The 25,862-nt window shown below is 62.9% G+C and carries 30 protein-coding genes; 18 read left to right on the top strand and 12 right to left on the bottom strand.

Annotation, left to right across the window (positions count from 1 at the left end; all coding sequences use genetic code 11):
• Nucleotides 1-174 precede the first annotated feature (174 nt).
• A complete protein-coding gene (locus tag FA04_RS12970) occupies nt 175-969 on the bottom strand; it encodes a response regulator (protein ID WP_034794073.1) in 795 nt (264 codons plus the stop codon).
• 153 nt (nt 970-1,122) lie between these two features.
• Between FA04_RS12970 and FA04_RS12965 the strand changes: the two genes are divergently transcribed.
• The 3 genes from FA04_RS12965 to FA04_RS12955 all read left to right on the top strand — a co-directional run bounded on the left by FA04_RS12965 (nt 1,123) and on the right by FA04_RS12955 (nt 3,581).
• Entirely contained in the window at nt 1,123-1,317 is a 195-nt protein-coding gene (locus FA04_RS12965) for a NepR family anti-sigma factor (RefSeq protein WP_034794063.1), read from the top strand.
• 8 nt (nt 1,318-1,325) lie between these two features.
• Entirely contained in the window at nt 1,326-1,880 is a 555-nt protein-coding gene (locus FA04_RS12960; protein ID WP_034794051.1) for an RNA polymerase sigma factor, read from the top strand.
• Nucleotides 1,881-2,078: 198 nt separating this feature from the next.
• Nucleotides 2,079-3,581, top strand: a complete 1,503-nt coding sequence (locus FA04_RS12955; protein ID WP_034794041.1) for a sensor histidine kinase — start codon at nt 2,079-2,081, stop codon at nt 3,579-3,581.
• 107 nt (nt 3,582-3,688) lie between these two features.
• Here the strand turns inward: FA04_RS12955 and FA04_RS12950 are convergent, their stop codons facing one another.
• The 7 genes from FA04_RS12950 to hemP all read right to left on the bottom strand — a co-directional run bounded on the left by FA04_RS12950 (nt 3,689) and on the right by hemP (nt 8,835).
• Nucleotides 3,689-4,126: a hypothetical protein gene (locus FA04_RS12950; RefSeq protein ID WP_034794039.1), complete on the bottom strand. Its 438-nt coding sequence runs from the start codon at nt 4,124-4,126 to the stop codon at nt 3,689-3,691.
• A gap of 76 nt (nt 4,127-4,202) precedes the next feature.
• Nucleotides 4,203-4,571: a DUF883 family protein gene (locus FA04_RS12945; RefSeq protein ID WP_034794036.1), complete on the bottom strand. Its 369-nt coding sequence runs from the start codon at nt 4,569-4,571 to the stop codon at nt 4,203-4,205.
• Between the two features lie 176 nt (nt 4,572-4,747).
• Nucleotides 4,748-5,539 carry a heme ABC transporter ATP-binding protein gene (locus tag FA04_RS12940; RefSeq protein ID WP_034794256.1) on the bottom strand — a complete coding sequence of 264 codons (792 nt, stop codon included), beginning with the start codon at nt 5,537-5,539 and terminating at the stop codon, nt 4,748-4,750.
• A gap of 8 nt (nt 5,540-5,547) precedes the next feature.
• Nucleotides 5,548-6,666, bottom strand: a complete 1,119-nt coding sequence (locus tag FA04_RS12935) for a FecCD family ABC transporter permease (protein ID WP_034794033.1) — start codon at nt 6,664-6,666, stop codon at nt 5,548-5,550.
• Nucleotides 6,653-7,603 carry a heme/hemin ABC transporter substrate-binding protein gene (locus tag FA04_RS12930; protein WP_034794028.1) on the bottom strand — a complete coding sequence of 317 codons (951 nt, stop codon included), beginning with the start codon at nt 7,601-7,603 and terminating at the stop codon, nt 6,653-6,655. The genes FA04_RS12935 and FA04_RS12930 overlap by 14 nt, the downstream gene beginning before the upstream one ends.
• Nucleotides 7,604-7,625: 22 nt before the next feature.
• A complete protein-coding gene (locus FA04_RS12925; RefSeq protein WP_034794252.1) occupies nt 7,626-8,687 on the bottom strand; it encodes a hemin-degrading factor in 1,062 nt (353 codons plus the stop codon).
• A gap of 10 nt (nt 8,688-8,697) precedes the next feature.
• Nucleotides 8,698-8,835: a hemin uptake protein HemP gene (gene hemP, locus FA04_RS36690; protein WP_034794249.1), complete on the bottom strand. Its 138-nt coding sequence runs from the start codon at nt 8,833-8,835 to the stop codon at nt 8,698-8,700.
• Nucleotides 8,836-9,086: 251 nt separating this feature from the next.
• Here hemP and FA04_RS12915 point away from each other — a divergent pair, with 251 nt between their 5' ends.
• The 5 genes from FA04_RS12915 to hmuQ all read left to right on the top strand — a co-directional run bounded on the left by FA04_RS12915 (nt 9,087) and on the right by hmuQ (nt 11,896).
• Nucleotides 9,087-9,524 carry a hypothetical protein gene (locus FA04_RS12915; protein ID WP_034794025.1) on the top strand — a complete coding sequence of 146 codons (438 nt, stop codon included), beginning with the start codon at nt 9,087-9,089 and terminating at the stop codon, nt 9,522-9,524.
• A 78-nt stretch (nt 9,525-9,602) separates the two neighbouring features.
• Nucleotides 9,603-10,508, top strand: a complete 906-nt coding sequence (locus FA04_RS12910) for a cell envelope integrity TolA family protein (RefSeq protein WP_034794022.1) — start codon at nt 9,603-9,605, stop codon at nt 10,506-10,508.
• Between the two features lie 203 nt (nt 10,509-10,711).
• On the top strand, nt 10,712-11,125 hold the full coding sequence (locus FA04_RS12905) for a DUF2325 domain-containing protein (RefSeq protein ID WP_034794019.1): 414 nt from the start codon (nt 10,712-10,714) through the stop codon (nt 11,123-11,125).
• A gap of 29 nt (nt 11,126-11,154) precedes the next feature.
• Nucleotides 11,155-11,424 carry a hypothetical protein gene (locus FA04_RS12900; protein WP_034794016.1) on the top strand — a complete coding sequence of 90 codons (270 nt, stop codon included), beginning with the start codon at nt 11,155-11,157 and terminating at the stop codon, nt 11,422-11,424.
• 157 nt (nt 11,425-11,581) lie between these two features.
• Complete coding sequence (hmuQ, locus tag FA04_RS12895) at nt 11,582-11,896, top strand: heme-degrading protein HmuQ (protein WP_034794014.1); 315 nt, start codon at nt 11,582-11,584, stop codon at nt 11,894-11,896.
• An 88-nt stretch (nt 11,897-11,984) separates the two neighbouring features.
• Here hmuQ and FA04_RS12890 read toward each other — a convergent pair whose 3' ends face one another.
• The gene (locus FA04_RS12890) at nt 11,985-12,353 is read right to left on the bottom strand and encodes a DUF423 domain-containing protein (protein WP_034794246.1); all 369 of its coding nucleotides are present in this window, start codon (nt 12,351-12,353) and stop codon (nt 11,985-11,987) included.
• A 2-nt stretch (nt 12,354-12,355) separates the two neighbouring features.
• Nucleotides 12,356-12,748 (bottom strand): globin domain-containing protein, encoded by a 393-nt coding sequence (locus FA04_RS12885; protein WP_034794012.1) that lies wholly within the window; start codon nt 12,746-12,748, stop codon nt 12,356-12,358.
• A gap of 142 nt (nt 12,749-12,890) precedes the next feature.
• Between FA04_RS12885 and FA04_RS12880 the strand changes: the two genes are divergently transcribed.
• Nucleotides 12,891-13,451, top strand: a complete 561-nt coding sequence (locus FA04_RS12880) for a TetR/AcrR family transcriptional regulator (protein WP_034794011.1) — start codon at nt 12,891-12,893, stop codon at nt 13,449-13,451.
• A 120-nt stretch (nt 13,452-13,571) separates the two neighbouring features.
• Nucleotides 13,572-13,913: a DMT family transporter gene (locus FA04_RS12875; protein WP_034794243.1), complete on the top strand. Its 342-nt coding sequence runs from the start codon at nt 13,572-13,574 to the stop codon at nt 13,911-13,913.
• A gap of 21 nt (nt 13,914-13,934) precedes the next feature.
• Here the strand turns inward: FA04_RS12875 and FA04_RS12870 are convergent, their stop codons facing one another.
• Entirely contained in the window at nt 13,935-14,954 is a 1,020-nt protein-coding gene (locus FA04_RS12870; protein ID WP_034794009.1) for a substrate-binding domain-containing protein, read from the bottom strand.
• Between the two features lie 364 nt (nt 14,955-15,318).
• On the opposite strand from FA04_RS12870, the gene FA04_RS12865 reads away from it, so the two are divergent.
• The 6 genes from FA04_RS12865 to FA04_RS12840 all read left to right on the top strand — a co-directional run bounded on the left by FA04_RS12865 (nt 15,319) and on the right by FA04_RS12840 (nt 21,500).
• The gene (locus FA04_RS12865) at nt 15,319-16,581 is read left to right on the top strand and encodes an ABC transporter substrate-binding protein (protein WP_051659303.1); all 1,263 of its coding nucleotides are present in this window, start codon (nt 15,319-15,321) and stop codon (nt 16,579-16,581) included.
• A gap of 116 nt (nt 16,582-16,697) precedes the next feature.
• Nucleotides 16,698-17,681, top strand: coding sequence for a carbohydrate ABC transporter permease (locus FA04_RS12860; protein ID WP_034794007.1), 984 nt, complete (start codon nt 16,698-16,700; stop codon nt 17,679-17,681).
• The gene (locus FA04_RS12855) at nt 17,681-18,511 is read left to right on the top strand and encodes a carbohydrate ABC transporter permease (protein ID WP_034794005.1); all 831 of its coding nucleotides are present in this window, start codon (nt 17,681-17,683) and stop codon (nt 18,509-18,511) included. Before FA04_RS12860 ends, FA04_RS12855 begins: the two co-directional genes overlap by 1 nt.
• 11 nt (nt 18,512-18,522) lie before the next feature.
• Nucleotides 18,523-19,551, top strand: coding sequence for an ABC transporter ATP-binding protein (locus FA04_RS12850; RefSeq protein ID WP_034794003.1), 1,029 nt, complete (start codon nt 18,523-18,525; stop codon nt 19,549-19,551).
• 108 nt (nt 19,552-19,659) lie between these two features.
• The gene (locus FA04_RS12845) at nt 19,660-20,451 is read left to right on the top strand and encodes a ThuA domain-containing protein (protein WP_210333263.1); all 792 of its coding nucleotides are present in this window, start codon (nt 19,660-19,662) and stop codon (nt 20,449-20,451) included.
• Between the two features lie 5 nt (nt 20,452-20,456).
• Nucleotides 20,457-21,500, top strand: coding sequence for a Gfo/Idh/MocA family protein (locus tag FA04_RS12840; RefSeq protein WP_034794226.1), 1,044 nt, complete (start codon nt 20,457-20,459; stop codon nt 21,498-21,500).
• Here the strand turns inward: FA04_RS12840 and FA04_RS12835 are convergent.
• Complete coding sequence (locus FA04_RS12835) at nt 21,497-22,771, bottom strand: alpha/beta hydrolase (RefSeq protein WP_234798763.1); 1,275 nt, start codon at nt 22,769-22,771, stop codon at nt 21,497-21,499. The genes FA04_RS12840 and FA04_RS12835 overlap by 4 nt on opposite strands.
• A 345-nt stretch (nt 22,772-23,116) precedes the next feature.
• Here FA04_RS12835 and FA04_RS12830 point away from each other — a divergent pair, with 345 nt between their 5' ends.
• Nucleotides 23,117-24,172, top strand: coding sequence for a dipeptidase (locus tag FA04_RS12830; protein ID WP_034794001.1), 1,056 nt, complete (start codon nt 23,117-23,119; stop codon nt 24,170-24,172).
• Between the two features lie 48 nt (nt 24,173-24,220).
• Entirely contained in the window at nt 24,221-25,861 is a 1,641-nt protein-coding gene (locus FA04_RS12825) for an ABC transporter substrate-binding protein (RefSeq protein WP_034793990.1), read from the top strand.
• Nucleotide 25,862 lies beyond the last annotated feature (1 nt).

The raw sequence follows: 25,862 nt of genomic DNA, 5'->3' as shown, positions 1-25,862 counted from the left end.
AAATTGCTGATGTCAGCTCAGAGAGTTCTCGTCGGGACGTTCCGGCAATCTTGCCAAACAACTCCCGAAACGACCTGCAGCGGCCTACGCGCCGTAAGGCGCGGGCCGCTGCAAGATCTGGATCGGCGCATGCCCCCTCGACCGCTTACAGTCGAGGGGAACATGCAGTCGCGCTCAGGCCGCCGCCTTGGTGGATTCGTTGAAGAACAAAGCCTGGCTGATCAGCGCCTTGACCATGTCCGGGTTGAACGGCTTGGTGACCAGGAAGGTCGGTTCCGGCCGTTCGCCGGTCAGGAGCCGCTCCGGGAAGGCGGTGATGAAGATCACCGGAATGGCGCTCGTCTTCAGGATGTCGTTGACCGCGTCGATGCCGGAGCTGCCATCGGCAAGCTGGATATCGGCAAGCACCATGCTCGGCCGTGTCTTCTTGTAGAGCGCGATCGCTTCGTCGCGCGTGCGGGCGATCCCGGTGACGCGATGGCCAAGGCTCTCGACCATCTGCTCGATATCGATGGCGATCAGCGGTTCGTCCTCGATGATCATGATATCGGTCGCGACCTGGCGCGAGATTTCCTGCGAGGCGCGATCGAGCAGGCCACCGACCTTGTCGATGCTGACATCGAGAACTTCGGCCGCTTCCTCCGGCCGGAAGCCTTCGACCGAGACCAGAAGGAATGCCTGGCGGGCAAGCGGCGAGACGGTTGCGAGATTGATCGACGCGCGCTGCTCCCAGGCAAACGGAGAAACTGGTTCAGGCACGAGCACGGACGACGAGCCGAAGAGCGAGGTGAACAGGCGGAACAGGCCAACGCGATCATTGCTTGCTTCGGGGAAAATCGACGTGTCGGCGATCAGCGCTTCGAGAACGGCGGCAACATAGGCGTCGCCTGATGTCTGCGAGCCGGTTAGCGCGCGTGAGTAGCGGCGCAGATACGGCAGGAGCGGTGCGATCCGCGTGGACAAAGTCATAGAGGAACTCCCTCGAAAATCGTTTTACGGTGACGTTGCGAGAACGCTCCGCGTAAAAAAAGGTTCCGCGAGGGAACATTTCAATTTTCAACAGCGTTATGGCGGCTATGGACAGTTTTGGCGATTTCGACACTTGAAGGCGACAGTTTGAAAATGAAACATAAAACAGGGGCAGGGCGGACCACCGGCACGACCTTATGGACAGAAGATCCAAATGCGCAAATTGCAGCGAAGCTGAAGGCGCTCTATCAGTCCGTGCAGGAAGAGGCGATACCCGCGCGTTTTCTCGATCTTCTGGAAAAACTCGACGCGGCCGAGCAGCAATCGGCGCTGCAGGGCAGGGAGTAAGTACCGGAATGTCATCCGAAAAGAATGATTTCAAGCGTGAGATGCTGGCCGCGTTGCCGAGTCTGCGTGCCTTCGCCATGTCGCTGATCGGACGTCACGACCGTGCCGACGACCTGGTTCAGGACACGATCATGAAGGCCTGGGCGAAGCAGGACCACTTCGAGATGGGCACCAACATGAAGGCCTGGCTCTTCACCATCCTGCGCAACGAACTCTACAGCCAGATGCGCAAGCGCGGACGCGAAGTTCAGGACAGCGACGGACATTTCACCGAGTCTCTCGCCCATCATCCTGAACAATACGGCTCGCTGGACCTGCAGGATTTCCGCAAGGCGCTGGAGATGTTGCCGCCCGACCAGCGTGAAGCGATCATCCTCGTGGGCGCTTCCGGCTTTTCCTACGAGGAAGCGGCCACGATCTGCGGCTGCGCGCTCGGAACGATCAAGAGCCGTGTCAACCGCGCGCGCCAGCGCTTGCAGGACATTCTTCAGGTGAAGGGCGAAAACGACTACGGCCCCGACGAGACGTCGGCCCCGATCACGTCGCGCGCCTTTGTTTCCTGAGGAAAGTTTCGAGCCGGACACCGTTGCAAAAGCGGCGGTGTCCTGCTTTCACTGACGCCTGTGCCCGAGGGGGCAGGCGGGTGGTGGAGGCAGAGCGCAAATCATGACGATTTTGGGTCGATATGCCCAGAACCGAGCGAGATGCGGGTGCAGCCTGCAAGGGCTCCCCAAGCCGCTCAGATTGGGAATTGAGACCGAATGCGCATGAGGACTGAAAGGACAGACCCGCCCGTCATGACGCTGCTCGACGCGCCTGAACGTCTGAGCGTCTTGCACGCGACCGTGCCCGACATGGCGGTGCCGGATCGGGACTTCGACGGCATCGTTGAAATTGCGGCCGGCCTGTTCGACGCGCCGATTGCGCTGGTGACCTTGATCGACCGCGAATGGCAATGGTTCAAAGCGGCCGTCGGAACCACGGAGAGCCGGGCGTCGTCGGAGGAGTCCTTCTGCGTGCAAGTGGCGGCCGAAGCCGACGCCAGTCTCGTCGTGCTCGACGCGTCGACTGATCCGCGGTTCATGCGACGTTCGCGGGTCGTAGGGCCGCCGTTCCTGCGATTTTATGCCGGCGCGCCGATCATGCTCGACGGGCAGGCCGTCGGCACGGTCTGCGTTCTCGACGACAAGCCGCGCGCCGACGTGCCACAGGCGCTGATGGACCAGCTGAGCCGGCTCGCCGGGCTGGCCGCTTCCCTCTTCAAGATCAAGGACGAAGCGCGCCGGCGCGCGCTGAAAGAGGCGGCGCTGTCACGCGAGGAGCAGCGCCACGCAATGGCGCTCGAAGCAGCGAACATCGGCAGTTGGTTGTGGGATATCCGCTCCGGGGTCATTGCCGGTAACAGCGCGATGAAACGCATGTTCGGACTGCCGGCCGACAGCTTCGTCGGCGCCCGCGAGATCTTCGGAGCGATCCATATCGACGATCGCGGCGCGACTTTTTCCAAGTTACGCCAGGCGATGAAGGCCGACGACGAGTACGACGGCATGTTCCGCGTCGGCGACACCGGCCGCTGGCTGCTCGGGCGCGGCCGCGTGCATGATCGCGACAGCAAGGGCAATCCGTTGACGTTCATCGGCGTCACGATCGATGTCACCGACCAGCAGGCGTCGGTACAGCGCACGCGGCTGTTGCTGAAGGAGCTCAACCACCGGGTCAAGAACACGCTCGCGATGCTGCAGTCACTGGCCCGTCAGACCTTGCGCCAGACCAGCGATCCGGCGGAATTCATGACCGCCTTTGCCGGGAGATTGCAGGCGATCTCCGAAGCGCACGGCCTGCTTTCCGATCACGAATGGGGCACCATCCGGCTCGCCGACCTCATCGCCAAGCAGTTGCTGCCGCATGTCAACTGCTATGCCGAGCAGATCGAGATCCACAAGGACGAGATATCGCTCGGGCCTGACCAGGCGGTCGGCCTCGGTCTGGTTCTGCACGAGCTTGCCACCAACGCCGTCAAATATGGGTCGCTGTCGGTGCCGAAGGGGAAGGTGGTTCTGACGGCGCGCAACATGATCGAGGATGGCGACAACGTTCTGCATCTCACCTGGACCGAAGTCGGCGGGCCGCCGGTGCGCGAGCCAAAACGGCGCGGCTTCGGCTCGATCCTGATCGAGCGGAGCCTCGACAAGGTCTTGGGCAGCTCGGTCAAGGTGGAATATCTGCCGGCAGGCGTCACTGCGCTCATTCGCCTGCCGCTTTAAGGCGTTGATCGCAATCGGGACGGCCGAAAGGCGCAAGCGCGCAAGGCTCTCCTGCCAGACACCAACGTTCGGAGGGAAAGGCCCGCACCGGGTTGGGAAGCCCGTGCTTAATCGTCAGTCGTCCGTCGCCGCTCGCGCCGTTTGCCAGTTCCCACGAGTGCCCCGATCGCTAGAGCGGTGGCGACCGCAAGCAGCGGCTGTTTGCGCAGGATGCCCGCCGCGGCAAGCAGTGTCAGGTTTGTTTGCATCTGTCTGCGGCGGCGACGCTCCTCGGCCAGGCGGCGGTCGCGTCCTTGCAGCATCGCCATGATGCCGAACAGCACCAGCGCGGTCACGAAAAACGCGATCGCGATCGCGGCGGAGGCTGCGACCGGACTGTAAAGTGCGCTGAGATACAGGAACGCGGCTGCGAGGCCGAAGACATAGGCCGTGGCAAGCAGCAATCCTATAATGCCCCACAAGATCGCGTTGCGTTTCACGCGCGCAGTGGCCGCGCCGATATCGGCGCTCATGAGCGCGGTCAGGGCTGCCGTCAATGGTCCCATGAATTGCCCTCGATCATCTTCCCCTCGATCTCAGCGGATGGGTGCAACCCATCCGCCTCAACGGCTTGCATCTTCTTCAGCGACGAAGAAGCGCGGCTATGGCCAGACCGATCAGGGCGGCGGCGCCGAGGGTTGCGACGGGATGTTCGCGCACGGCGTGCCGAACCTGCTTTTCCGTGCCGGCGTAGCGATCACGAAGCTCGGCCAGCAGATCTTCACCGCTTGCCAACAGTTCGCTGAGGCCCGCTTCAGCCTGTTCGCGGGCATCCTGTGCCTTGCTGCGCGCCTGCTGCGAAGCCGTCGATCCGCGATCGGCCAAGAGGGCGACAAGCGTCGCCACATCATTGCGCAATTCGCCCAGTTGTTCCTCGATGGAGATGTCGGCGAGCTTGCCGTTGCTTTTTGTCGAACGCGAGCTCGAACCGGAGAAGAGGCCTGACGCCATGACGAATACTCCCTTTCACACATGCGCCGGCCGCGAACGGTCGGCGCTTCCTGATCAAACCGGCGGGCACAACTGCAGGCCCACGCCGGCGCTTCGGGAGAACAACGCGCAAGTGCGGAAATTGTTTCGATAAATCTTGGTGTTGGCTCTCGGAAGAATGAGGACGTGCGCTGGCGTCAGAGCGATGCGGTTTGCGGCAGCACGAAGGGCACGGGCGCCGGCGGAGCCACGCCCACCCGCATGCGGCAGCCGAAGACCGCTTCCATCGTCTCGTCCGTCAGTACCTCGGCCGGCGCGCCGCTGGCGCGGACCTTGCCGGCCTTCATCATCACCATGTGGTCGGCGAACATGGCGGTCAGATTGAGGTCGTGCATGACGGCGACGACACCGCCGCCGCGTTCGCAAAAGTTGCGCGCGAGCTGCATGATGCCCAGCTGGTGGCGGATATCGAGGCTGGAGACGGGCTCGTCGAGCAGAAGGTAACGCGGTTGGCCATCGGTAACGGGTTCTGAGATCTGGCAAAGCACGCGGGCAAGCTGCACGCGCTGCTGCTCGCCGCCGGACAGCTCCTGATAGAAACGCCCGGCAAAGCCGCCGAGATCGACCGCTTCGAGCGCTTCCGCCGCGATCCGGTCGTGCAGGGCGGCGTCGGCGTTTGCGCCGGCGGCAAGCCCGAGCCGAACCACTTCTCGCACCGTGAACGGGAAGGAGATGACGGTCGATTGCGGCAGCACGCCGCGCATCGACGCGAGTTCCCAGGGCTTCAGGCCGCGCAGGTCGCGGCCGTTGATGCGGATCGTCCCGCCTGCTGGTGCAAGCTCTCCGGAAATGGCCTTCAGCGTCGTGGTCTTGCCGCAGCCGTTCGGGCCGACGATCGCCGTCAGCGCGCCGGGTCGGGCCTCGAGCGAAACGCCGTGGATGACCGGTCGCCCGCCGAGGCGGACGGAGAGATTGGAAACGTTGATCATGGCTTCGCTCACAATCCCATGTTCGAACGGCCGCGCAGCAGGATCCAGAGGAAGAACGGTGCGCCGATAAAAGCGGTGACGATGCCGATCGGCAGTTCCGCCGGGGAAACGATGGTGCGGGCGATCATGTCGGCAAGGATCAACAGCGTGCCGCCGAGCAGAGCCGAGGCCGGCAGCAGGTAGCGGTGATCGGGGCCGATGACAAGGCGCAGCAGATGCGGCACGACGATGCCGACGAAGCCGATGCCGCCGCTGACGGCAACCGACGCGCCGGTCGCCGCAGCAACGCTGACGATCGCGACGTTCTTCAGCCGCTGGACGGGAATGCCCATGTGGAAGGCTGCCGCCTCGCCGAGCGTGATCGCATTGAGGCCGCGGGCGAGAAAAGGGGTGACGGCGAGCGAAAGCAGAATGATCGGCGCCGCGGCCAGGATCTTCGTCCAGTTGGCGCCGGCAAGTGAGCCGAGGCCCCAGAAGGTGAGGTCGCGCAATTGCTTGTCGTCGGCCATGAAGACGAGCACGCCCGTGACGGCGCCGGTCAGCGCGCCAAGCGCGATGCCGGCCAGAAGCAGGGTGGCGATCGAGGTCCGCCCGCCGCGCGTGGCAATGCGGTAGAGCAAAAGCGTCGTGACGAGGCCGCCGAAGAAGGCAGCGACCGGCAGCGCATAGAAACCGAACAGGGCAAATAGTGGCCCGAAGGTGGCGGTTCCAAGCACGATCAGCAGCACGGCGCCAAGACTCGCGCCCGAGGAAACGCCGACGAGGCCGGGATCGGCCAGGGGATTGCGGAAGAGCCCCTGCATGACCACGCCGGAAACCGCAAGCGACGCGCCAACGAGCATGCCGAGCACGGCGCGAGGGAGCCGGATATCGAGAATGATGATGCGGTCGCGAATGCTCAGGGCCTGGTCGGCCTCGCCGATCAGCCAGCGCCAGACATTGGCGAGCGACGCGTCGGCCGCGCCGGTCATGATCGAGCCGACGAAGGTGGCGATGGCGATTACCACGAGGGCGACGACGAGAAGCCGGGCCAGCCGCGAGCGGTTGCCGGCACGCCATTCGTTGCGGATGTCGGCGGCCAATCCGGTCAGGCGCATGCCGCGGCCCAATGCCTCACTGCGAGGCATTGGCCTTCTTCCCGTAGATGGCGGCATTCAGTTCGCGAACGGCGCTTGCTGTGCGCGGGCCGAAGCCGAGCAGGTGCAGGCCGTCCATGCGCACCAGCGCCTTGTTCTGGGCAGCAGGGGTCAGGCTCAATGCCGGCATGGCGAAGAGTTCTTCCGCCTTGGCGGCGTGTTCGCCACCGCGATCCATCATCAGGATGACGTCGGGCTTGGCTTCGACGATCGCTTCGTCGGTGAGTGCCTTGTAACCGGGGAAGGTGCCGACGGCGTTCACCGCGCCGGCGAGTTCGATGATGCCGTTGGCGGCGGTACCCTGACCGGAGGCCATGACCTTGCCGCCCTGGGTGCTCAGGATGAACAGCACGCGCTTGCGCTCACCGTCGGCGCGCGCGGCACCCTCCGCCACGGCTGCATCGAGGTCGGCTTCGACGCTCTTGGCGAGCGTTTCGGCCTTGTCCTCGACGCCGAGAAAAGCGCCAACGGCGCGGATCTTGGTGGGAATGCCGGCCTTGTCGAAGGTCTCGGGCACGCTGGTGAAGGCGATGTTGGCCTCCTTCAGCACCGCCAGCGCCTCCGGCGGGCCGCTGCCTTCGACTGCGACGATGGCGCTCGGATTGACCGCAATGATGCCTTCGGGCGCGAGCTGGCGCATATAACCGACATCCGGAAGCGTCTTTGCTGCTTCCGGATAGGTGCTGGTGGAATCACGCCCGACGAGACGGCCTTCTTCGCCGAGCGCATAGATGATCTCGGTGACGGCGCCGCCGACCGAAACGACGCGCGAGACGTCGGCCTTCTGCGTGTCCTCGGCCATGGCCGTCCGGATGAAGGCGGGGGCATCGGGTGCCACTGCCGGCAGCAGGAAGGTCGCCGAAAGGGCGAAGGCGCCGAGCGCCAGCCCCGAGCGGCGAAGGCGACGGAAGTCGAGACCGTTGATCATCTTGCGTATCCTATTCTCTCGCTCAGGCGGCAACCGTCGTATCGAGGCGCGGCAGGCCTTCGGCGATCGAGCGCCATTCGGGACGTTCCGCCAGGCCCTCTTTGCGCTTGCCGAAGAACTGGATGATCATTTCGCCCTTGGCGTCGAGCGCCTCGATCGAGGTGACATGGCCGTCGGCTGTCGGCTTGCGCACGGCCCAGAGCTCGGCAATGTGGTCGGTGCGCAGATGCAGGTGGAAGGTTGGATCCATGACGTTGAGCCAGGGGCCCATCGTCGCGATCTTGGCGATCGGGCCGGAATGGATCTGGATCATGCCGCGGTTGCCGACGAAGCACATGATCGGCAGTTCGACTTCGGCGCTTGCCCGCATCATTGCTTCGACGCTCTGCGGGTCGAGCTGCCAGGCGAAATCGTCGCCGATGTTGCTCAGCGCCTGGCGGCGGCCGATCTTCAGCTTGCGCAACATGCCGTGGAACTGATGGGTGTCCGTCATCTTCGTCCAGCGCTCACGCAGCTCGACGACGTCCACGACGGTTTCCGGCTTGTCGTCGGTCGGCTGAACGCTGGTGTCGGCGACAAACTCTTGCGTCTGATCGTCGAGGCGGAAATCCGCGACGAGCTTTTCGTAGGCTGCGTCGTTCGATGCGGCGCGCAGATGTACCTTGTGCACGGCGTTGCCCCACTTGTCGAAGAACTGCAGGCTCTTGCGGACTTCGCCCTTGTCGTCCGTCTTCGTCACGGCGAAGGCGTGTGCCCAGGCGCTCGGGAAAACACGAAGGTCGATCTGTTCGCCAAGTACGATGCTCGCCATCTCGCCGGTGGTGATCTTCTCGTAGACGCCGATCTTTTCGTGGACGGCGCTTTCGTTGCGGGTCAGCGCCATGACTTCACCGAGCTCTTCGACGCGCGACAGGAAGCGGTTGGCGTCGGCATCGATACGAACGGCGGTCAGCCCACATTCGGCAGCGACCAGCGCGGCTTCGGAAACGCCGAGCTGGGCTGCGATATCACGCTCGCGCAACTTCGGGTTTTCAGCGCGGTAGGCGCGGATTTCAACGGGAGTGGGGCGAAGGCTCTCGGTCATTTTCATCTGCCTATTTGTTCAGGATCAGCTTGCCTTGGCGGGTGATCTTCATGCGGTAGATCGCGCCGTCGTGGGAAATGAGAATCTCGTTTTCGGTGCCGAAGAGCTCGCGACTTTCGATGATCCGTTGCGCCCGTCCGGTCAGCACCGGAGGCTCCGAGGGGCGTGCGAGATTGTTGTCGTTGGTCACTGTGTTTCGGCCGTTTCGAGTGGGCAGGCCGCGCTGATTTCCCCGCATTTCCCGCCGTGCAATTCGATTACTATCTTGACTTCATTACTCATATTTATTTATGGACGCAATACCGGACTTATAAACTCAAGTTAGTTGCTGCCGGGTTGTGGACAAGGGCGTGCGGCCGGCGTTCGGTGGTGTGCTCGATCCTTTGGAGTGGTGTCGTCATGAAGTTTCCCAGCCTTCCGATTGTTTCCGTTGCTCTTGCGGCTCTCGTTGCCGCAACCGCTGCCAAGGCGCAGGAGACCGCAGCGGCTGGGGGGCTGACCATCGAGCTCAACGAGGTGGCGCCGTCCCAGAAGGGCTGCAAGCTCACCTTCGTTGCCGGCAACGAATTCGCGCAGTCGTTGAGCAAGGTTTCCTTCGAGTTCGTCATTTTCGACCAGAAGGGGCTGGTCGAACGCATGGCCGTGCTCGATTTCCGCGACCTTCCCGCCGGCAAGACCAAGGTTCGCCAGTTCGATCTGCCCGGCACCAACTGCGATGCGGTGAAGAGCCTGCTGATCAACGACGCGCCGGCCTGTGTCGGCGACGGGGTTCAGCCGGGCGCCTGCATGAGCGGGATCAAGACCGGCTCTAAGTCGGCGGTCGAACTCAAGGGGTGAGCGGGACTGGGGCTTAGCGCGTCCGGCAATCCGAGCATGAGGTTTGCGTCGCCCTGGTGCGACGAAGGTAAGGCTGAAATGAAGCGTATCGTCATCTGGAGCGGGGCCGCCGTCTTATCGCTTGCAACCCACGGCGTCGTGCTCGCGACGCTGTTTGGTAGCAGCCCGCCCGAGACGCAACTGGATCTGATCCAGGGTGGCGAAAGCGTCGAAGTGGCGCTTCTCGGCGATGCATTCGAGGAAACGCTTCAGTCGGGTGAAGTGTCCGAAATCGTCGAGCCCACGGAAGATCTGCCCGAGGAGGTTCAGCCCGCCGAGATCCAGCCGGTCGAGGATGTTGCCCCCACGCAGGAGATCGCTGCAGAGCAACCCCACGACCTGACGGCGACGGAGGCAGACGTGATCCTGCCGGCCGAGGAAATGCCTACCCTGCAAGTCGCCGAGGCTGTGGTGACGGCGAGCGTCGCGCCGGTCGAGACTGTCGTGCCGGAAGAAAAGCCCGAGGAGCCGAAGAAGGAAAAGGTCGAAAAGCCGGAGCCGAAGAAGGAGCCGGTGAAAAAGAAGAAGGTCACCCGCAAGAAGGCGGGCGATCAGGGCGAGCAGGCGCAAAATCAGGTCAAGGGCAAGCAGGACGGCCAGGAGAATGGCAGTTCGTCCGCTGCGAATGGCAACAGCCGCGCGTCCGAGGTCGGCAACGCCAACATGGAGAACTATGGCGGCAAGATCCGCAAGCGGATCACACGCCGGTTCAAGGTTCCGTCGGCTGCAAGACGCGACGGCGTATCCGGCACGGCGACCGTTCGTTTCACCTTGACGTCGAATGGAAACCTGACGCGTGTCAGCCTCGCGGGCAGTTCCGGCTCGCCGGCGATCGACGAGGCCGCCATCGATGCGGTTCGCCGCGCTGCGCCATTCCCGGCGTTTCCGGCCGGAGCGCCAAGCTCCGAATCCTTCATCGTGCCGATGGTTGCGACCGTCCGCTGACCTTCTCCCCTTGCTGGTGGGATTCGCGCAGAAGCTGCAAGAAAAAATATGATTAGAAAACTCCTGTTTATACTTTACTCTGTTTATCAAGTTTAATAGGTTGCCCTCGTCACGCAGCCGAAGGGTGTGTGTCGAGAGGATATCCCGATGCGACCGGCTGCCTGACGAAGGCCCTTGTTGCGCGACCAGACGGAGAAGATTGCATGCGCGGCAAGCGTCACCAGAATGCGGCGAAGAACGGCAAGGGTCGCTCGGGTTCGGAACCGGTCGAGGCCCGCCAGGAGGCCGGCAAGGCGACGCTCGAAGGGCGCAGCTTCCTGTATGTCGGTGGCCGTGATTGCCAGGTGGCGCACTTGCGCGAAATCGCCAGCTCCTTCGGCGCCGAGTTGTTGCACCACGACGGTGGCCTGCGTGAGGCCGTTTCGCGTATCGACCGCGTGCTGCCGTCTGTCGATTGCGTCTTCTGCCCGATCGACTGCATCAGCCATGACGCATGTCTTCGCGTGAAGACCGGCTGCAAGAAGTGGGGCAAGGCCTTCGTGCCGCTGCGCAACGGCTCGAAGTCGAGCCTGGAACGCGCGCTCCAGGACCTGACCACCAGCCGCAACGAGCGCTAATCCTCTGAAAGACAAGACGAGAATTTGCAATGAACGAAGAACGTCCCGACCTCGCCATGATGATCGGCTTGCACAAGCTGGCGGCCCAGCAGGGCGACGGCCTGGTGCCCGAGCTCTACGAGATCCTGACGCGACGGGCGCGGATGGTGGAAGAGAATACCAACGTCGCCGAGTTCCCCACCTGGCAGGCGCGCCCGCCGGTGCGCGACCCGTTCGGGCTTGCGGAGCCGAAGGAAGGAACTATCCTCGCCTTTCCACGGGCCACAAGCGATGCCGCCCTCAAGAAGGAAAGTGCCTAGCAATTCCAGGAAAAGTGCGAAGCGGTTTTCCGTCCGGAAATGCGTAAGCTAGGAAGCAATTCCAGGAAAAGTGCGAAGCGGTTTTCCGTGCGGGGTTGCGTCCGTTTAAAGATTCAGATCGTTTCGCCGTATCGGCGAAAGGACCTAGGAGACCAAGATGTTTGTTGCCATGAACCGTTTTCGTATCGCCATCGGCCACGAGGAGGCTTTCGAAGCGGTGTGGAAGGGGCGCGATTCCAGCCTTTCCGAAATGCCCGGCTTCGTTTCCTTCCATCTGCTGCGCGGCGACAGCGTGCCGGAGGAGGGCTACACGCTCTTCGTCTCGAACTCGGTCTGGAAGGACAAGGATTCGTTTTCAGCCTGGACCAAGTCGGAGAATTTTCGCGCGGCCCACAAGAACGCCGGCGAGAACAGGGCGATGTATCTCGGTCCGCCGAAGTTCGAGGGTTTTTCGGCCGTTGAAGGCGCCTGATCCGCGCGCCGGCGCGGACATATGATCCTGATTTTGCGTGTTATTCGCCTCCCGGATGGACCTCTCCGGGAGGCGGATTGTTTTGGGGTCAGGCCGTCTTCTTCGGCAGGAAGGCGCCGAGCGAAACGGCGAGCCACCCCGCCATAATCGTCGTGCCGCCGAGCGGAGCGGACATCGGGAAGAGACCGTGGCCTGCAACATGGCGCATGGCGAGATCGGCCGAAAACAGCGCCGTGCCAGCCGCGATCAGGAGCGCGGCAACGGCCGCCGTTCGAAAGTGCGGCCAGGCGGCGTAGAGCGCCACCAACGCCGGGGCGTGGGCGAGGCACATCGCCGAAATGCCGGCAAGCAGCCTCGGGTCGTCGCCATGCGAAGCGGCGGCCGCGCTGACGACGCCGGTCAGGCCCATCAAACCGGCAACAAATAGCGTCGTGGCGCGAAATCCGCTGTGCGACATGGTCATTCCTTGTTCTGCATGTGAAGGGCGAGGCGGGTGATCGGGTCGAGGATGATCTGCCGGAGCTTCGGATGGTCGATCGTTTCCTCAAGCGCGCGGGTAAAGCAAAGCAGCCACTCGTCCCGTTCCTCAGGCCCGATCTCGGCGACGAAATGGCGACGGCGCAGCATCGGATGGCCGCGCTTTTCGACATAGATGGGCGGCCCGCCGAGCCAGCCGGTCAGGTACTCGTAAAACTTCTCTTCGCTTCCGGAAAGATCGGGCGGATGCACGGCACGGCAGCGCGCCGCTTCTGGCAACGTGTCCATCAGCTCATAGAAACGGCGCGTCAGGGCGCGGACCGTCGGGTCACCGCCGATGGCTTCGTAGAGGGTCGTGGTTTCCGGTTCCGCCATGCTCTGCGTCCTTCGTTCGTTCGGTCCTAGCGCGCCGCGACCGGGCGGACAACGGTTTTCAGAACGCGGAATTTGCGGCGTTTCATCGCGGTCAAACAACACTTCTCTTGACAAACCGTCCAGACGGTATCTTTATGGGTGCATGACCGAAGCTCATCGTCGCAAGAAACAGCCGGAACAGGTGCGCCAGCAATTGCTGGAGGTTGCCGCACGCCTTTCGCACGAGCAGGGCGTGGCTGGCATCACGCTCGATGCCGTGTCGCAGGCAGCCGGGGTCAGCAAGGGCGGGCTGCTGCACCATTTCCCGAACAAGCTCGCGCTGCTCGACGGGCTGTTCGACGACCTGGTGACACGGTTCGATCGCGAGATCGAGGCGGCGATGGCGCGCGATCCGGTGGCGAAGGGGCGCTTCACCCGCGCCTATATCGATGTCTGCTTCGCGCTCGATCCGGCAACAGACGTGCCGGGCTGGCGCATGCTGACCATCGCGCTGATTGCCGAGCCGCATCTGAAGAGCCGTTGGCGCGACTGGGTCGGCCGGCGATCGGCGGAGTTTGCGGAGACGGACGGTTCGACCGGCTGCGTGCTTGCGCGTTTCGCCTGCGACGGCGTCTGGCTCGCGGATCTGATGCAGAGCCACGACCTCGATGCGGAGGCGCGGGTCGGTCTGGTTGAAAATCTCAAGGCGCTTTCGGCGCAATAGATAACTTCATCGTTTTATCGAAACACTGGAGTGATCTAAGTCTTTGAAATCACGCAGTTCCGGACGGAAAACCGCTTTGCACTTTTCCTGGAACTGCTCTGGTCCGGAATGGAGTCCCCGATGAACCCCGCCATGCTCTATACCGTCCTGGTTGCAGCCATCGTCTTCGAAGTGCTCGGCACCTCGGCGATGCAGGCCGCACAGCATTTCACCCGGCTGGGGCCGACGGTGATGATGGTGGTCTGCTATGCGATCGCCTTCTTCTTCCTGTCCTACACGCTGCGCTTCATCCCCGTCGGCATCGCCTATGCGGTGTGGAGCGGGCTCGGCATCGTGCTCATTTCGCTCGTCGGTTACTTCGCCTTCGGGCAGAAGCTCGATCTGGCGGCGATCCTCGGACTGGGGCTGATCATAGCAGGCGTGGTGGTCCTCAATCTCTTTTCCAAGTCGACCTTCCACTGAAGCGGTCGGCAGCGCCTGTCCTCAAGCGCCCTGCGGTGGCGCGGTCGATTCCCTGAGGATCAGTTCCACCGGCCAGAGTTCGTGAACCTCTTCGGTCGGCCGGCCTGAGAGAAGCTGCAGCACGAGGTCGGCCGAGCGCGCGCCCGCCGCCCGCATCGAAGAGCGTGTCGCCGAGAGCGACGGAACCATGTTGTCGGCCGTGAGGTAAGGGAAAACGTCGTCATGGGCGATGACCGAGACCTCGCGGCCGATCTCCAGGCCCATGGACCGTGCTGCCCGGTAGATGCCGAGCGCTGTCATCATCGAGCCGGCAACGAAGGCGGTCGGGCGAGGCGTCTGCTCCAGGAACGAGCGCGCGAAGCGAAAGCCGAGTTCGTCGGTAAAGTTGCCATGGGCGACGAGGCGCGGATCGAAGGCGATGCCGCGCGCCTGCAGCGCGTCGCGGTACCCCTTGTCGCGGTGAAGCGAGAAAGTGCGGCCCTGCCGGCCGTTGATCATGGCGATGCGGCGATGGCCGAGATCGATGAGATGCGAGGTCGCGCGGCGGATCGCGCCTTCGTTGTCGATGTCGAGCCAGGCGTGCGGCACGTCGATATCGGAGCGCCCGTGCACGAGGAAGGGCATGCCGAGCTTGTGGAGGAGGGCGATGCGCTCGTCGTTCGGTTCGGGCGAGTGTACGATCACGGCGTCGACGCGGCCGCTGACGGCGAGCCGGCTATAGAGCTGGATTTCGCCCGTGGGGTTCTTGTCGTCCATTGGGCTGACGAGAATGTCGATATCCTCGGTGCCGAGCCGTTCGGCCAGGCCACCCATGAACTCGGAAAAATGGAACTCGCCGGAGCGGCCCATGACCACGCCGATCGCGCCGGCCCGACCGGTGGCGAGCCGCACCGCATTGATGTTCGGACGATAGCCAAGGCGGGTTGCCTCTTCGGCCACGCGCTTGCGCGTCTTTTCGCTGACTTCGGGATAACCGCTCAGCGCCCGGCTGACCGTCGTCGGCGAAAGCCCCAGTTGTTGTGCGAACTCCCTCAGCTTCATTCGAAATGCGTTTCCTCAAGCCTAGCCCGGTCCCAGAAATATACACCTTCGCTGCCCGTAACAATCGGTTTGTCGGGGACGCTAGGTTCTACAGGCCGGGTATGTATTTTACCAAACCGTTTTAAATTAATACAGTTCCCCTTTGATTTTATGGGGTTCTGTGAGGGGCGGTCGATTTTTTTCTCCCATTGCTATTTTGTTGAAAAATAACGATTATTTGTAATAATCCACGCCAAATGGACTTTTCTAAGTGTGTGGATTGACAGTTTTTCCGTCTTCTGCCAACTTTTTCTTATCCAAACCGCTTTCGAATTTGCCGAGGAGCTTTCGTGCGGTGGGAGGGGGAACAGGAGGAGTCGACCCAATGACAACCACGCTCAATGTGCTGAGTTTTTGTGCCGCAATCGTTGCAGCCGGGACGGCTGGCGCCGCCGAGCTTTCGCTCGCCGCCAACACGACCGGGAAGAACGTCCATTTCATTCGCGAACAGCTGGACATTTTCGAGAAGCAGACCGGGCACAAGGTGAGCCTGGTCACCATGCCGCCATCGAGCAGCGAGCAGTTCAGCCAGTACCGGCTGTGGCTTGCCGCCGGAAACAAGGATGTCGACGTCTACCAGACCGATGTCGTCTGGGCGCCGCAACTGGCCGACCAGTTCGTCGATCTGACGGAGGCGGCAAAGGACGTTGTTGGCCAGCACTTCCCGTCGATCATCGCTTCGCAGACGGTGAACGGTCGCCTCGTGGCCTTGCCGGTTTTCACCGATGCACCGGCACTGTTCTATCGCAAGGACCTGCTCGAAAAATACGGCAAGACGCCGCCGAAGACCTGGGACGAGCTGGCTGCGACCGCCAAGGAAATCCAGGAGAAGGAGCGGGCCGCCGGCCAAGCCGATCTCTGGGGCTATGTCTTCCAGGGCAATGCCTATGAGGGCCTGACCTGCAACGCACTCGAATGGGTCAAGTCGTCGGGCGGTGGCCAGATCGTCGAGCCCGACGGCACGATCTCGATCAACAACGAGAAGGCGGCCGCCGCAATCGACCGGATCAAGGGATGGGTCGGCACGATCTCGCCGCAGGGCGTGCTTGCCTATCAGGAGGAGGAATCGCGCGGGGTCTGGCAGACCGGCAATTCCGTCTTCATGCGCAACTGGCCCTATGCCTATGCGCTCGGCAATGGCGATGACAGCGCTGTGAAGGGCAAGTTTGCCGTCGCGCCGCTGCCGACGGCCACCGATGGTGACCAGCCGTCTTCGACGCTCGGCGGCTGGAACGTCGCCGTCTCCAAATATTCCGACGACCAGGAGGCGGCGATTGCGCTCGCCAAGTTCCTGTCGTCCGCCGAGGTGCAGAAGCGCCGGGCGATCGAGCTTTCGAACCTGCCGACGGTTGCCGCACTCTACGACGATGCGGAGGTCGCCAAGGCCCAGCCGTTCATGCCGGCCTGGAAACCGATCTTCGAAAGCGCGGTGCCGCGCCCGTCGGCCGTCACCAAGGTCAAATACAACGAGGTTTCCGCCAAGTTCTGGAACGCGGTGCACAACTCGCTTTCCGGCAACGGCACGGCAGCGGAAAATCTTGAACTGCTCGAAGTCGAACTCACCGAGATGAAGGGCGACAACTGGTGATCCTCCCGGGGGCGAGGGGAGTGCTTGTCAAGCCTCCCTTCGCTCCACCGAGCCACCGCCTTTTCTCTCCGATCAACCGCTCGGCCGTGCGCCGAATGGCAAGGGTGAGTACAGACATGACCGACATTTCCGTCGCAGACCCGCCTTCCGCCCTTGGGCAGCAGGCCCGGATCCGCTCCGATCTCAACGCCGAGCGCATCCGCTCCGCCTGGATCTTTCTCGCACCGACGCTTCTGGTGCTGGCACTCGTCGCCGGCTGGCCGCTCATTCGCACAGTCTATTTCAGCTTCACCAATGCGTCGCTGACCAACCTCGAAGGCGCCGAGTTCGTCGGCTTCAAGAACTACCTTTCCTGGATCACGCTGAAGAGCGGGCGCACCGTCTATAACGGCCTGCTTGCCGATCCGGCCTGGTGGAACGCCGTCTGGAACACGCTGAAGTTCTCGGCCGTTTCCGTCACCATCGAGACGGTGCTCGGCCTGATCGTCGCGCTGGTCCTGAATGCGAATTTCCCGGGCCGCGGGCTGGTGCGCGCCGCAATCCTGATTCCCTGGGCGATCCCGACGATCGTGTCCGCCAAGATGTGGGCCTGGATGCTCAACGATCAGTTCGGCATCCTGAACGATCTTCTGCTCGGCCTCGGCCTCATCAGCCAGAAGGTCGCCTGGACCGCCAATCCGGAGACCGCGATGGTCGCCGTTTTGATCGTCGACGTCTGGAAGACGACGCCGTTCATGGCGCTCCTGATGCTGGCCGGCCTGCAGATGGTACCGTCGGATATCTATGAGGCGGCCAAGATCGATGGCGTGCATCCGCTCAAGGTCTTCTGGCGGTTGACGTTGCCCTTGATCCGGCCGGCGCTGATGGTGGCGGTGATCTTCCGCATGCTCGATGCGCTGCGCATCTTCGATCTCATCTATGTGCTGACGCCCAACAACGCGAAGACCAAGACGATGTCGGTGCTCGCGCGCGAAAACCTGTTTGACTTCGACAAGTTCGCCTATGGCGCCGCGGCCTCGACGATGCTGTTCCTGATCATCGCGGCGATCACCGTCGCCTACATGTGGTTCGGCCGCGTCAATCTCGAAGGAGAGCGCTGATGGTTGCCACCCTTGCCAAGCGCACGGCGTTCTACGCCCTCGTTGCCGCCATCATCATCATGGCCGTCTTCCCGTTCTACTATGCGGTGCTGACGAGCTTTAAATCCGGGACGGCGCTGTTCCGGGTCGACTACTGGCCGACCGAGATCTCCTTCGACAACTACGCGGGCATCGTCACCAGCAGCGGCTTCCTGCGCAATCTCGCCAATTCGCTGCTGGTCGCAACGATCGTCGTTGCCGTGTCGTTGCTCCTGGCCGTCACCGCTGCCTATGCGTTGGCGCGAGTGCGGTTCCGCGGTCGCGGGCTCCTGCTTCTGACGATCCTGTCGGTGTCGATGTTTCCGCAGATCGCGGTGCTTGCCGGCCTCTTTGAACTCATCCGCTCGGTCGGCATCTTCAACACGCCCCTGGCGCTGATCTTTTCCTACATGATCTTCACCTTGCCGTTCACGGTCTGGGTGCTCACCACCTTCATGCGCGATCTGCCGGTGGAGATCGAGGAAGCGGCGATCGTCGATGGCGCCACACCCTGGGTGATCATCACCCGCGTGTTCATGCCGCTGATGTGGCCGGCGCTGGTGACGACGGGGCTGCTCGCGTTCATCGCCGCCTGGAACGAGTTCCTGTTCGCGCTGACCTTCACCTCATCGGACAGCCAGCGCACGGTGCCGGTCGCGATCGCGCTGCTCTCGGGAAACAGCCAGTACGAAATTCCGTGGGGCAACATCATGGCCGCATCGATCATCGTCACCGTGCCACTGGTTGTTCTCGTGCTGATCTTTCAGCGGCGGATCATCTCCGGGCTCACCGCCGGCGGCGTCAAAGGATAAGGGGAGAAAATATGGCAGAGCTCCAATTGCGCAACATCCGCAAGTCCTTCGGCGCCTTCGAGGTGATCAAGGGCGTCAGCATGGATATCCGGGCCGGCGAATTCATGGTCTTTGTCGGGCCCTCCGGCTGCGGCAAGTCCACGCTGCTGCGGCTGATCGCCGGGCTCGAAGACATCTCATCGGGCACGCTGTCCTTCGACGGCCAGGTGGTCAACCAGTTGACGCCGTCGAAGCGCGGCATCGCGATGGTGTTCCAGTCCTATGCGCTTTACCCGCATATGACGGTATTCGAGAACATGTCCTTCGGCATGCAGCTTGCCGGCAAGGACAAGGAGCAGTGCAAGAAGCGCGTCGAGGCGGCAGCCGAGATGCTGCAGCTGACGCCCTATCTGCAGCGGCTGCCGCGGCAGCTCTCCGGCGGCCAGCGCCAGCGCGTGGCGATCGGCCGGGCTATCGTGCGCGATCCCAAGGTCTTTCTCTTCGACGAGCCGCTCTCCAATCTCGATGCGGCGCTGCGCGTTGCGACCCGCATCGAGATCGCCAAGCTGCATCGCAGCATGCACAAGACGACGATGATCTATGTCACCCACGACCAGGTCGAGGCGATGACACTGGCCGATCGCATTTGCGTGCTACGGGATGGCCGGGTCGAACAGATCGGCACGCCGCTCGAACTCTATGAAAGCCCGAACTCCGTCTTCGTCGCCGGCTTTATCGGTTCGCCGAAGATGAACTTTCTGTCCGGCGCACTGGCTGCGCCCTACGATGCCCATACGATCGGCATCCGAGCGGAGCATCTGGAGATCAAGGCGAGTGGGGGTCAATGGTCGGGAACGGTGGTGCATTCCGAAATGCTGGGGTCCGACAGCTACATTTATCTCGATATCGGCGCTGGCGAACCGGTCATCGTCCGGGAAGGTGGCACCTCGCATCACCGGCCGGGTGAGACAATTCACATCTCGCCGCTCGGCGGCAGCATCCACCGCTTCGATGCATCGGGGCAGGCTCTCGGCCGCGCACCCATGAAAGGGGCTGCCTGACCAGACCCCGATCAAACTGAAGACACCCAGAGCTTCGGGGTCGCCAATTCCTGGCGGCCCCATCTATCGTAAGACGACAGGCCCGTAACGGGCGAACACGCAAGGAGAATGGCCGTGCCTATCAGAACAGTTGTTTGGGGCGAGAATATTCACGAGCAGACCAACGAAATCGTCCGCAGCATCTATCCAAACGGGATGCACAATACGATCGCGGCGGCGCTGAATACGGAAGCTGCGATCGAGGCGACGACGGCGACGCTGCAGGAGCCGGAACATGGCCTGAGCGTCGAGCGCCTTGCCAACACCGATGTGCTTCTCTGGTGGGGCCACAAGGACCACGGCGCCGTCAGCGACGAGATCGTCGAGCGCGTTGCCAAGCGCGTCTGGGAGGGCATGGGCCTGATCGTGCTGCACTCCGGCCACTTCTCCAAGATCTTCAAGCGGCTGATGGGCACGCCCTGCGCGCTAAAATGGCGCGAAGCAGGCGAGCGTGAGCGCGTCTGGGCGATCAATCCGCGTCACCCGATCGCCGAAGGCATCGAGGAGAACTTCGTGCTCGAGAACGAGGAAATGTACGGTGAGCAGTTCTCGGTGCCGGAGCCGCTCGAAACCGTCTTCATCTCGTGGTTTGCCGGCGGCGAAGTGTTCCGCTCGGGGCTGACCTGGCGCCGCGGTGCCGGCAACATCTTCTATTTCCGTCCCGGCCACGAAACCTACCCGACCTATCACGACGGCAATGTCCAGAAGGTGCTGCGCAATTCGGTGAAGTGGGCCTACAACGCCGACAACCGCTACACGGCGATCCACGACGCACCAAACGTACCGGTCGAAAAGGCGCTGGAGCCGATCGTCGAGCGCGGCCCCAGGCTGCACCAGGCCGGCGAAGCAGGATACAGGTGAGCATCATGCGTCTTCTCATTGTAGGAACCGGCGGCATGGCAAACAGCCATGCCCAGGCCTTTACCAAGATCGAAGGCGTCGAGATGGTCGGCGCTGTCGATGTCGATCCCGCCCGGGCCAAGGCTTTTGCCGACAAGCACGGCATTGCCGCGACCTTCACCTCGCTCGACGAGGCGATCGCCTGGGGCAAGTTCGATGCGGCGACGAACGTGACGCCCGACAAGGCGCATCACCCGACGACGCTGGCGCTCATTGCCGCCGGCAAGCATGTGCTGTGCGAAAAGCCGCTCGCCGAGAATTATGCCAAGGCGGCAGAGATGGCGGAAGCGGCCGAGCGTTCCGGCCTTGTGACCATGGTCAACCTCACCTACCGCAACGTCGCGCCGCTGCAGAAGGCACGCGCAATGGTGCTTGCCGGCGAGGTCGGCAAGCTGCGCCACCTCGAAGCGTCCTATCTGCAGAGCTGGCTCGTTTCCAAGGCCTGGGGCGACTGGGCGACGGAATCGCAATGGCTGTGGCGGCTCTCGACGAAGCACGGCTCGAACGGCGTGCTCGGCGATGTCGGCATCCACATTCTCGACTTTGCCGGCTATGGCGCGGGCACGGACGCCGCCCGGGTCTTCGCGCGGCTGAAGACCTTCGACAAGGCGCCTGATAACCGCATCGGCGAGTATGATCTCGACGCCAATGACAGCTTCGTCATGACGGCCGAGTTCGGCAACGGCGCCATGGGCGTCGTCCATGCCAGCCGCTGGGCGACCGGGCATCTGAACGAGCTCCGGCTGAGGCTACACGGCGACAAGGGTGCCCTCGAAGTGGTGCACACGCCCGATGGATCGACGCTGCGCGCCTGCCTCGGGGCGGACGTCGAAACCGCGACCTGGCGCGATGTCGATGCGGGCACCGTCGCGACGAACTACGAGCGCTTCGTGGCCGCCGTCCGTAAGGGCAAGACGGAGGAGCCCGGGTTCCGCCATGCGGCGAACCTGCAGAAAGTGCTCGACCTCGCGATGGTGACGGAAGCCGAGCGGCGCGAGCTGCCCGTCTAACGAGAGTGACGGTCGGGGGTGTTGCTTTTCGCGGCTCCCCCGCTTTCCGGCGGTGTCCAAGGGGTCACTGCCGAGCCGACGGTGTTTTCCATCGATTGGCCGAGACGCCGCAGCTGCCCGTCGTAGTTCCTGCGGGTGTTGGGATCGAAGATCATGATCGGCGTCGAAACCGCCAGGCTCGCGGCATTGCCGACCGTCTGCGTGGCGCCGAGCGTGACGGCGCCGATGCGTTCGCCGAGACCGACATCGGAATCGGTCACGGTCTGGCCGGCGATCAGCCGGTTGCCAAGCAGGCGCACGACTTCGGGGCTTTCGGCGAACTTCCCGTGGTTGAGCTTGTCGCCGCCCTTCAGCGCTGTCAGATCGATGACGCTGATGCCGGCCTGTTCCAGTTGCGTGCGATAGGGCTCGGCGGTCGGGTCGATCTGGCCGAGGCGGTCGACATTGCCGGAGATACGCCTCGACAAGGTCAGCGCCCGGTCGTCGCGCGATACGAACAGCGTGAACTTCGGGCGCTTCGTACCCATGGCGCGGATCTGCTGGCCGAAGACGTCGACGTCGAGGTCGGGCGACGCCAGGATGACGTCGGTGATCTTGGGCGCGATGCGTCCGTCGCGGATCGCCATCTGGCGCAGTGCCTCGACCGTCACCCACGACCCCATGGAATGGGCCATGACGGTGATTTCGCCGACAGCAGGATTGCTTGAGGCACGCCGCAGCAGTTCCTCCAGCGCGTCGCGCGAATAGTTGGTGCTTTCCTTGTCGTAATTGTAGTCGAATATGCTGGCGCGCGAGGGCCAGGTGAAGATGACGGGCGCGACATCGGTGCCGCTGTCGTGCACGATCTGGGCGAAACGATAAACGGCGTCTTCGTAGCGGTTGTTGAAGCCGTGAACGAAGATCAGTACGCGCCGGGTTTTCGGCAGATGACCTTTCACCCAGTTCTGCACGTCGTTGCCCTGATTGAGCGGCGTGACGCTGACGGTGGAGAAATCCCGCTCCGGATTGGCGGGAAGCTTCGTCGGCCATTGCACCTGGCCGACCTTGCGGTTCTTTTCCGGCGGAATGGAGACGGCAATTTCCGTCAGCGAAAGCTCGGCTGAGCGTTCGCCGCTAAAAAGCACGCCCGGCTCGGTGGAGGGGGCACGGGTGGTTGCGACCAGCAGATCGACCTTGGAGGCGCCACCCGTCGTGCCCGAAGGGACGAGCACGCCCACGGGGCGTCCGGCGCAGGCCGCAAGGGTGGCCGCCAGGAGAAGCGTCGCAGCGATGCGGCCCCAGGGCCTCTCCGAGCCCGCAAGAGAAAACGAACGCACCACCAACCTCCCTGTGCCGCATCATGCAGCATGTCGGCCCGATCCGTGGGCCCAAGCCATTCTCCTTGCATGAGAAACGCTGGGTTTTCATCCCTTGGCTGGGGTTCGAAGCCCTGCGGCACCGTGTTTGCCAGCGGCTATGCGGCAATCATGCAACATTTCGCTACAGGCAGGCCTGGGTAAAACCCCCTGATATTCATTGAAAAGGCTTTGGGCTTTCACTAGCATCGCTTCGACTTTCCCCTGGACGCGACCCGAACGGCCCGTCCGATCTCCCTGAAATGATAAGGAAATTCAGGAATGCAGGCGGTTTTCGATGGCCATAACGACGTGCTTCTGCGTCTGTGGCAGAACGCCCGGAAGGGCCAGGACCCGGTACGCGAATTCGTCGACGGCATCGACCAGGGCCATATCGATGCGCCGCGCGCCAAGGCGGGCGGTCTCGTTGGTGGCCTCTCGGCAATCTACGTGCCCTCGGGAGATCTCGTCCTGCAGCCGCCGAACGAGAACGGTCACTACGAAACGCCGCTTTCGGCACCGCTCGAGCACCTGCCGTCGCTGGCGATCGCCATGGAGCTCGCCGATATCGCCGTCCGCCTCGACCGGGCAGGGGCGTGGAAGCTCTGCCGGTCGACCGCCGAAATCCGTAGGGCGGTCGAGGCCGGCGTCTTCGCCTCGGTCCTCCACATGGAAGGCTGCGAAGCGATCGGCGCCGATCTTTCCGCGCTCGAAACGTTCTATGCCGCTGGCCTGCGTTCGCTCGGGCCGGTCTGGAGCCGCCACAACGTCTTCGGTCATGGCGTACCGTTCTCCTATCCGATGTCTCCGGACACCGCACCCGGACTGACGGACGCCGGCTTCGAGCTCGTGCGGACCTGCAACCGTCTGGGCATTCTGATCGATCTTGCACACATCACCGAGAAGGGCTTCTGGGACGTGGCGAAGACCACCGACCAGCCGCTGGTCGCCAGCCATTCGAATGCGCATGCGCTGACCCCGGTCGCGCGCAACCTGACCGACAAGCAGCTCGACGCCGTCCGCGAAAGCAAGGGCCTCGTGGGGCTCAATTACGCGACGACGATGCTGCGCGCCGACGGCCAGGAAAATGCCGCAACGCCGCTTTCCGACATGGTGCGCCATGTCGACTATCTCATCGAGCGCATGGGCATCGACTGCGTCGCACTCGGGTCGGATTTCGACGGGGCAACGATCCCCGAGGAGATTGCTGATGCGGCCGGTAGTCAGGCGCTCGTTGCGGCGCTCAGAAGCGCCGGATATGGTGATGCCGAACTGGCAAAGATATGCCGGGAGAACTGGTGGAGAGTTCTGGGACAGGCTTGGCACGAGGCCGCCTGAACCCATGAAGAAGGGGCCCAAAAGGGCGCAAACGAGGGAACTGCAAACATGATGCACAAGCTCAATGGACGTCTTCGTCTTCTGACGGCTTCTGCGGCGCTGGCCATGGTGATGGCTGCAACCGCACCGGCCTTTGCGGAAACGCCGAAGGACACGCTGGTCGAAGCCTTTGCGATCGACGACGTGATTACCATGGATCCGGGCGAAGCTTTCGAGCTGACCGCGGCCGAAATCACCGGCAACACCTACAGCATGCTGGTGCGCCTCGACATCAACGACACGACCAAGGTCGTCGGCGACCTCGCCGACAGCTGGACCGTGTCCGACGACGGCCTGACCTATACGTTCAAGCTGAAGCCCGGCCTGAAGTTCGCTTCCGGCAATCCGGTGACCGCTGAAGACGTCGCCTGGTCCTTCGAGCGTGCCGTGAAGCTCGACAAGAGCCCGGCCTTCATCCTCACCCAGTTCGGCCTTACGGGCGACAACGTGACGGAAAAGGCCAAGGCAACGGACGCGCAGACCTTTGTCTTCACCGTCGATCAGGCCTATGCGCCGAGCTTCGTCTTGAACTGCCTGACGGCAACCGTGGGCGCCGTGCTCGACAAGAAGCTCGTGCTCGAAAACGTCAAGCCGGTCACGCCGACGGACGAGTACAAGTATGACAACGACTTCGGCAATGAATGGCTGAAGACCGGCTATGCCGGCTCGGGCCCATTCAAGCTGCGCGAATGGCGCGCCAACGAAGTCATCGTTCTCGAGCGCAACGAAAACTACTATGGCGAACAGGCAAAGCTTGCTCGCGTCATCTATCGCCACATGAAGGAAAGCTCGGGCCAGCGCCTGGCGCTTGAAGCGGGCGATATCGACGTGGCACGCAACCTCGAGCCGGGCGATTTCGACGCCGTTTCGAAGAATGCCGACCTCGCCACCACGAACGCGCCGAAGGGCACGGTCTACTACATCAGCCTCAACCAGAAGAATGCGAACCTCGCAAAGCCCGAAGTGCGCGAAGCGTTCAAGTATCTGGTCGACTACGATGCCATCGGCTCGACCCTCATCAAGGGCATCGGCGAGATCCACCAGAGCTTCCTGCCGAAGGGCGTTCTGGGTGCACTCGACGAGAACCCCTACAAGCTCGACGTTGCCAAGGCGAAGGAACTGCTGACCAAGGCCGGCCTTGCCGACGGCTTCACCGTCACCATGGACGTTCGCAACGGCCAGCCGGTCACCGGCATTGCCGAGTCCTTCCAGCAGACGCTGGGCCAGGCCGGCGTGAAGCTCGAAATCATCCCCGGCGACGGCAAGCAGACGCTGACGAAGTATCGTGCCCGTAACCACGACATGTATATCGGTCAGTGGGGCATGGACTATTTCGACCCGAACTCGAACGCCGAAACCTTCACCAGCAACCCTGACAACTCCGACGAAGGCAAGAACAAGACCCTTGCCTGGCGCAATGCCTGGGACGTTCCGGAGCTGACGAAGAAGACCAAGGACGCTCTGCTCGAGCGCGACAGCGCCAAGCGTGCGGAGACCTACAAGGAACTGCAGAAGACGGTGCTGGGCGAAAGCCCGTTCGTCATCATCTTCCAGCAGACCGAAGTCGCCGGCTACCGCGGCAACGTCAAGGGCCTGAAGCTCGGTCCGAGCTTCGACACCAACTTCGTCGCCGGCATCACCAAAGAATAAG

The organism is Ensifer adhaerens, from assembly GCF_000697965.2.
Taxonomy (GTDB): Bacteria; Pseudomonadota; Alphaproteobacteria; order Rhizobiales; family Rhizobiaceae; genus Ensifer; species Ensifer adhaerens.
Note: the sequence above shows the minus strand (reverse complement) of the source record. Positions and strands in the feature narration are given on the sequence as shown.

Bases quoted from the DNA above. Each gene is read 5' to 3' on its own strand.
- FA04_RS12970 (WP_034794073.1), bottom strand. From the start codon at position 969: ATGACTTTGTCCACGCGGATCGCACCGCTCCTGCCGTATCTGCGCCGC.
- FA04_RS12965 (WP_034794063.1), top strand. From the start codon at position 1,123: ATGAAACATAAAACAGGGGCAGGGCGGACCACCGGCACGACCTTATGG.
- FA04_RS12960 (WP_034794051.1), top strand. From the start codon at position 1,326: ATGTCATCCGAAAAGAATGATTTCAAGCGTGAGATGCTGGCCGCGTTG.
- FA04_RS12955 (WP_034794041.1), top strand. From the start codon at position 2,079: ATGCGCATGAGGACTGAAAGGACAGACCCGCCCGTCATGACGCTGCTC.
- FA04_RS12950 (WP_034794039.1), bottom strand. From the start codon at position 4,126: ATGGGACCATTGACGGCAGCCCTGACCGCGCTCATGAGCGCCGATATC.
- FA04_RS12945 (WP_034794036.1), bottom strand. From the start codon at position 4,571: ATGGCGTCAGGCCTCTTCTCCGGTTCGAGCTCGCGTTCGACAAAAAGC.
- FA04_RS12940 (WP_034794256.1), bottom strand. From the start codon at position 5,539: ATGATCAACGTTTCCAATCTCTCCGTCCGCCTCGGCGGGCGACCGGTC.
- FA04_RS12935 (WP_034794033.1), bottom strand. From the start codon at position 6,666: ATGCCTCGCAGTGAGGCATTGGGCCGCGGCATGCGCCTGACCGGATTG.
- FA04_RS12930 (WP_034794028.1), bottom strand. From the start codon at position 7,603: ATGATCAACGGTCTCGACTTCCGTCGCCTTCGCCGCTCGGGGCTGGCG.
- FA04_RS12925 (WP_034794252.1), bottom strand. From the start codon at position 8,687: ATGACCGAGAGCCTTCGCCCCACTCCCGTTGAAATCCGCGCCTACCGC.
- FA04_RS12915 (WP_034794025.1), top strand. From the start codon at position 9,087: ATGAAGTTTCCCAGCCTTCCGATTGTTTCCGTTGCTCTTGCGGCTCTC.
- FA04_RS12910 (WP_034794022.1), top strand. From the start codon at position 9,603: ATGAAGCGTATCGTCATCTGGAGCGGGGCCGCCGTCTTATCGCTTGCA.
- FA04_RS12905 (WP_034794019.1), top strand. From the start codon at position 10,712: ATGCGCGGCAAGCGTCACCAGAATGCGGCGAAGAACGGCAAGGGTCGC.
- FA04_RS12900 (WP_034794016.1), top strand. From the start codon at position 11,155: ATGAACGAAGAACGTCCCGACCTCGCCATGATGATCGGCTTGCACAAG.
- hmuQ (WP_034794014.1), top strand. From the start codon at position 11,582: ATGTTTGTTGCCATGAACCGTTTTCGTATCGCCATCGGCCACGAGGAG.
- FA04_RS12890 (WP_034794246.1), bottom strand. From the start codon at position 12,353: ATGTCGCACAGCGGATTTCGCGCCACGACGCTATTTGTTGCCGGTTTG.
- FA04_RS12885 (WP_034794012.1), bottom strand. From the start codon at position 12,748: ATGGCGGAACCGGAAACCACGACCCTCTACGAAGCCATCGGCGGTGAC.
- FA04_RS12880 (WP_034794011.1), top strand. From the start codon at position 12,891: ATGACCGAAGCTCATCGTCGCAAGAAACAGCCGGAACAGGTGCGCCAG.
- FA04_RS12875 (WP_034794243.1), top strand. From the start codon at position 13,572: ATGAACCCCGCCATGCTCTATACCGTCCTGGTTGCAGCCATCGTCTTC.
- FA04_RS12870 (WP_034794009.1), bottom strand. From the start codon at position 14,954: ATGAAGCTGAGGGAGTTCGCACAACAACTGGGGCTTTCGCCGACGACG.
- FA04_RS12865 (WP_051659303.1), top strand. From the start codon at position 15,319: ATGACAACCACGCTCAATGTGCTGAGTTTTTGTGCCGCAATCGTTGCA.
- FA04_RS12860 (WP_034794007.1), top strand. From the start codon at position 16,698: ATGACCGACATTTCCGTCGCAGACCCGCCTTCCGCCCTTGGGCAGCAG.
- FA04_RS12855 (WP_034794005.1), top strand. From the start codon at position 17,681: ATGGTTGCCACCCTTGCCAAGCGCACGGCGTTCTACGCCCTCGTTGCC.
- FA04_RS12850 (WP_034794003.1), top strand. From the start codon at position 18,523: ATGGCAGAGCTCCAATTGCGCAACATCCGCAAGTCCTTCGGCGCCTTC.
- FA04_RS12845 (WP_210333263.1), top strand. From the start codon at position 19,660: ATGGCCGTGCCTATCAGAACAGTTGTTTGGGGCGAGAATATTCACGAG.
- FA04_RS12840 (WP_034794226.1), top strand. From the start codon at position 20,457: ATGCGTCTTCTCATTGTAGGAACCGGCGGCATGGCAAACAGCCATGCC.
- FA04_RS12830 (WP_034794001.1), top strand. From the start codon at position 23,117: ATGCAGGCGGTTTTCGATGGCCATAACGACGTGCTTCTGCGTCTGTGG.
- FA04_RS12825 (WP_034793990.1), top strand. From the start codon at position 24,221: ATGATGCACAAGCTCAATGGACGTCTTCGTCTTCTGACGGCTTCTGCG.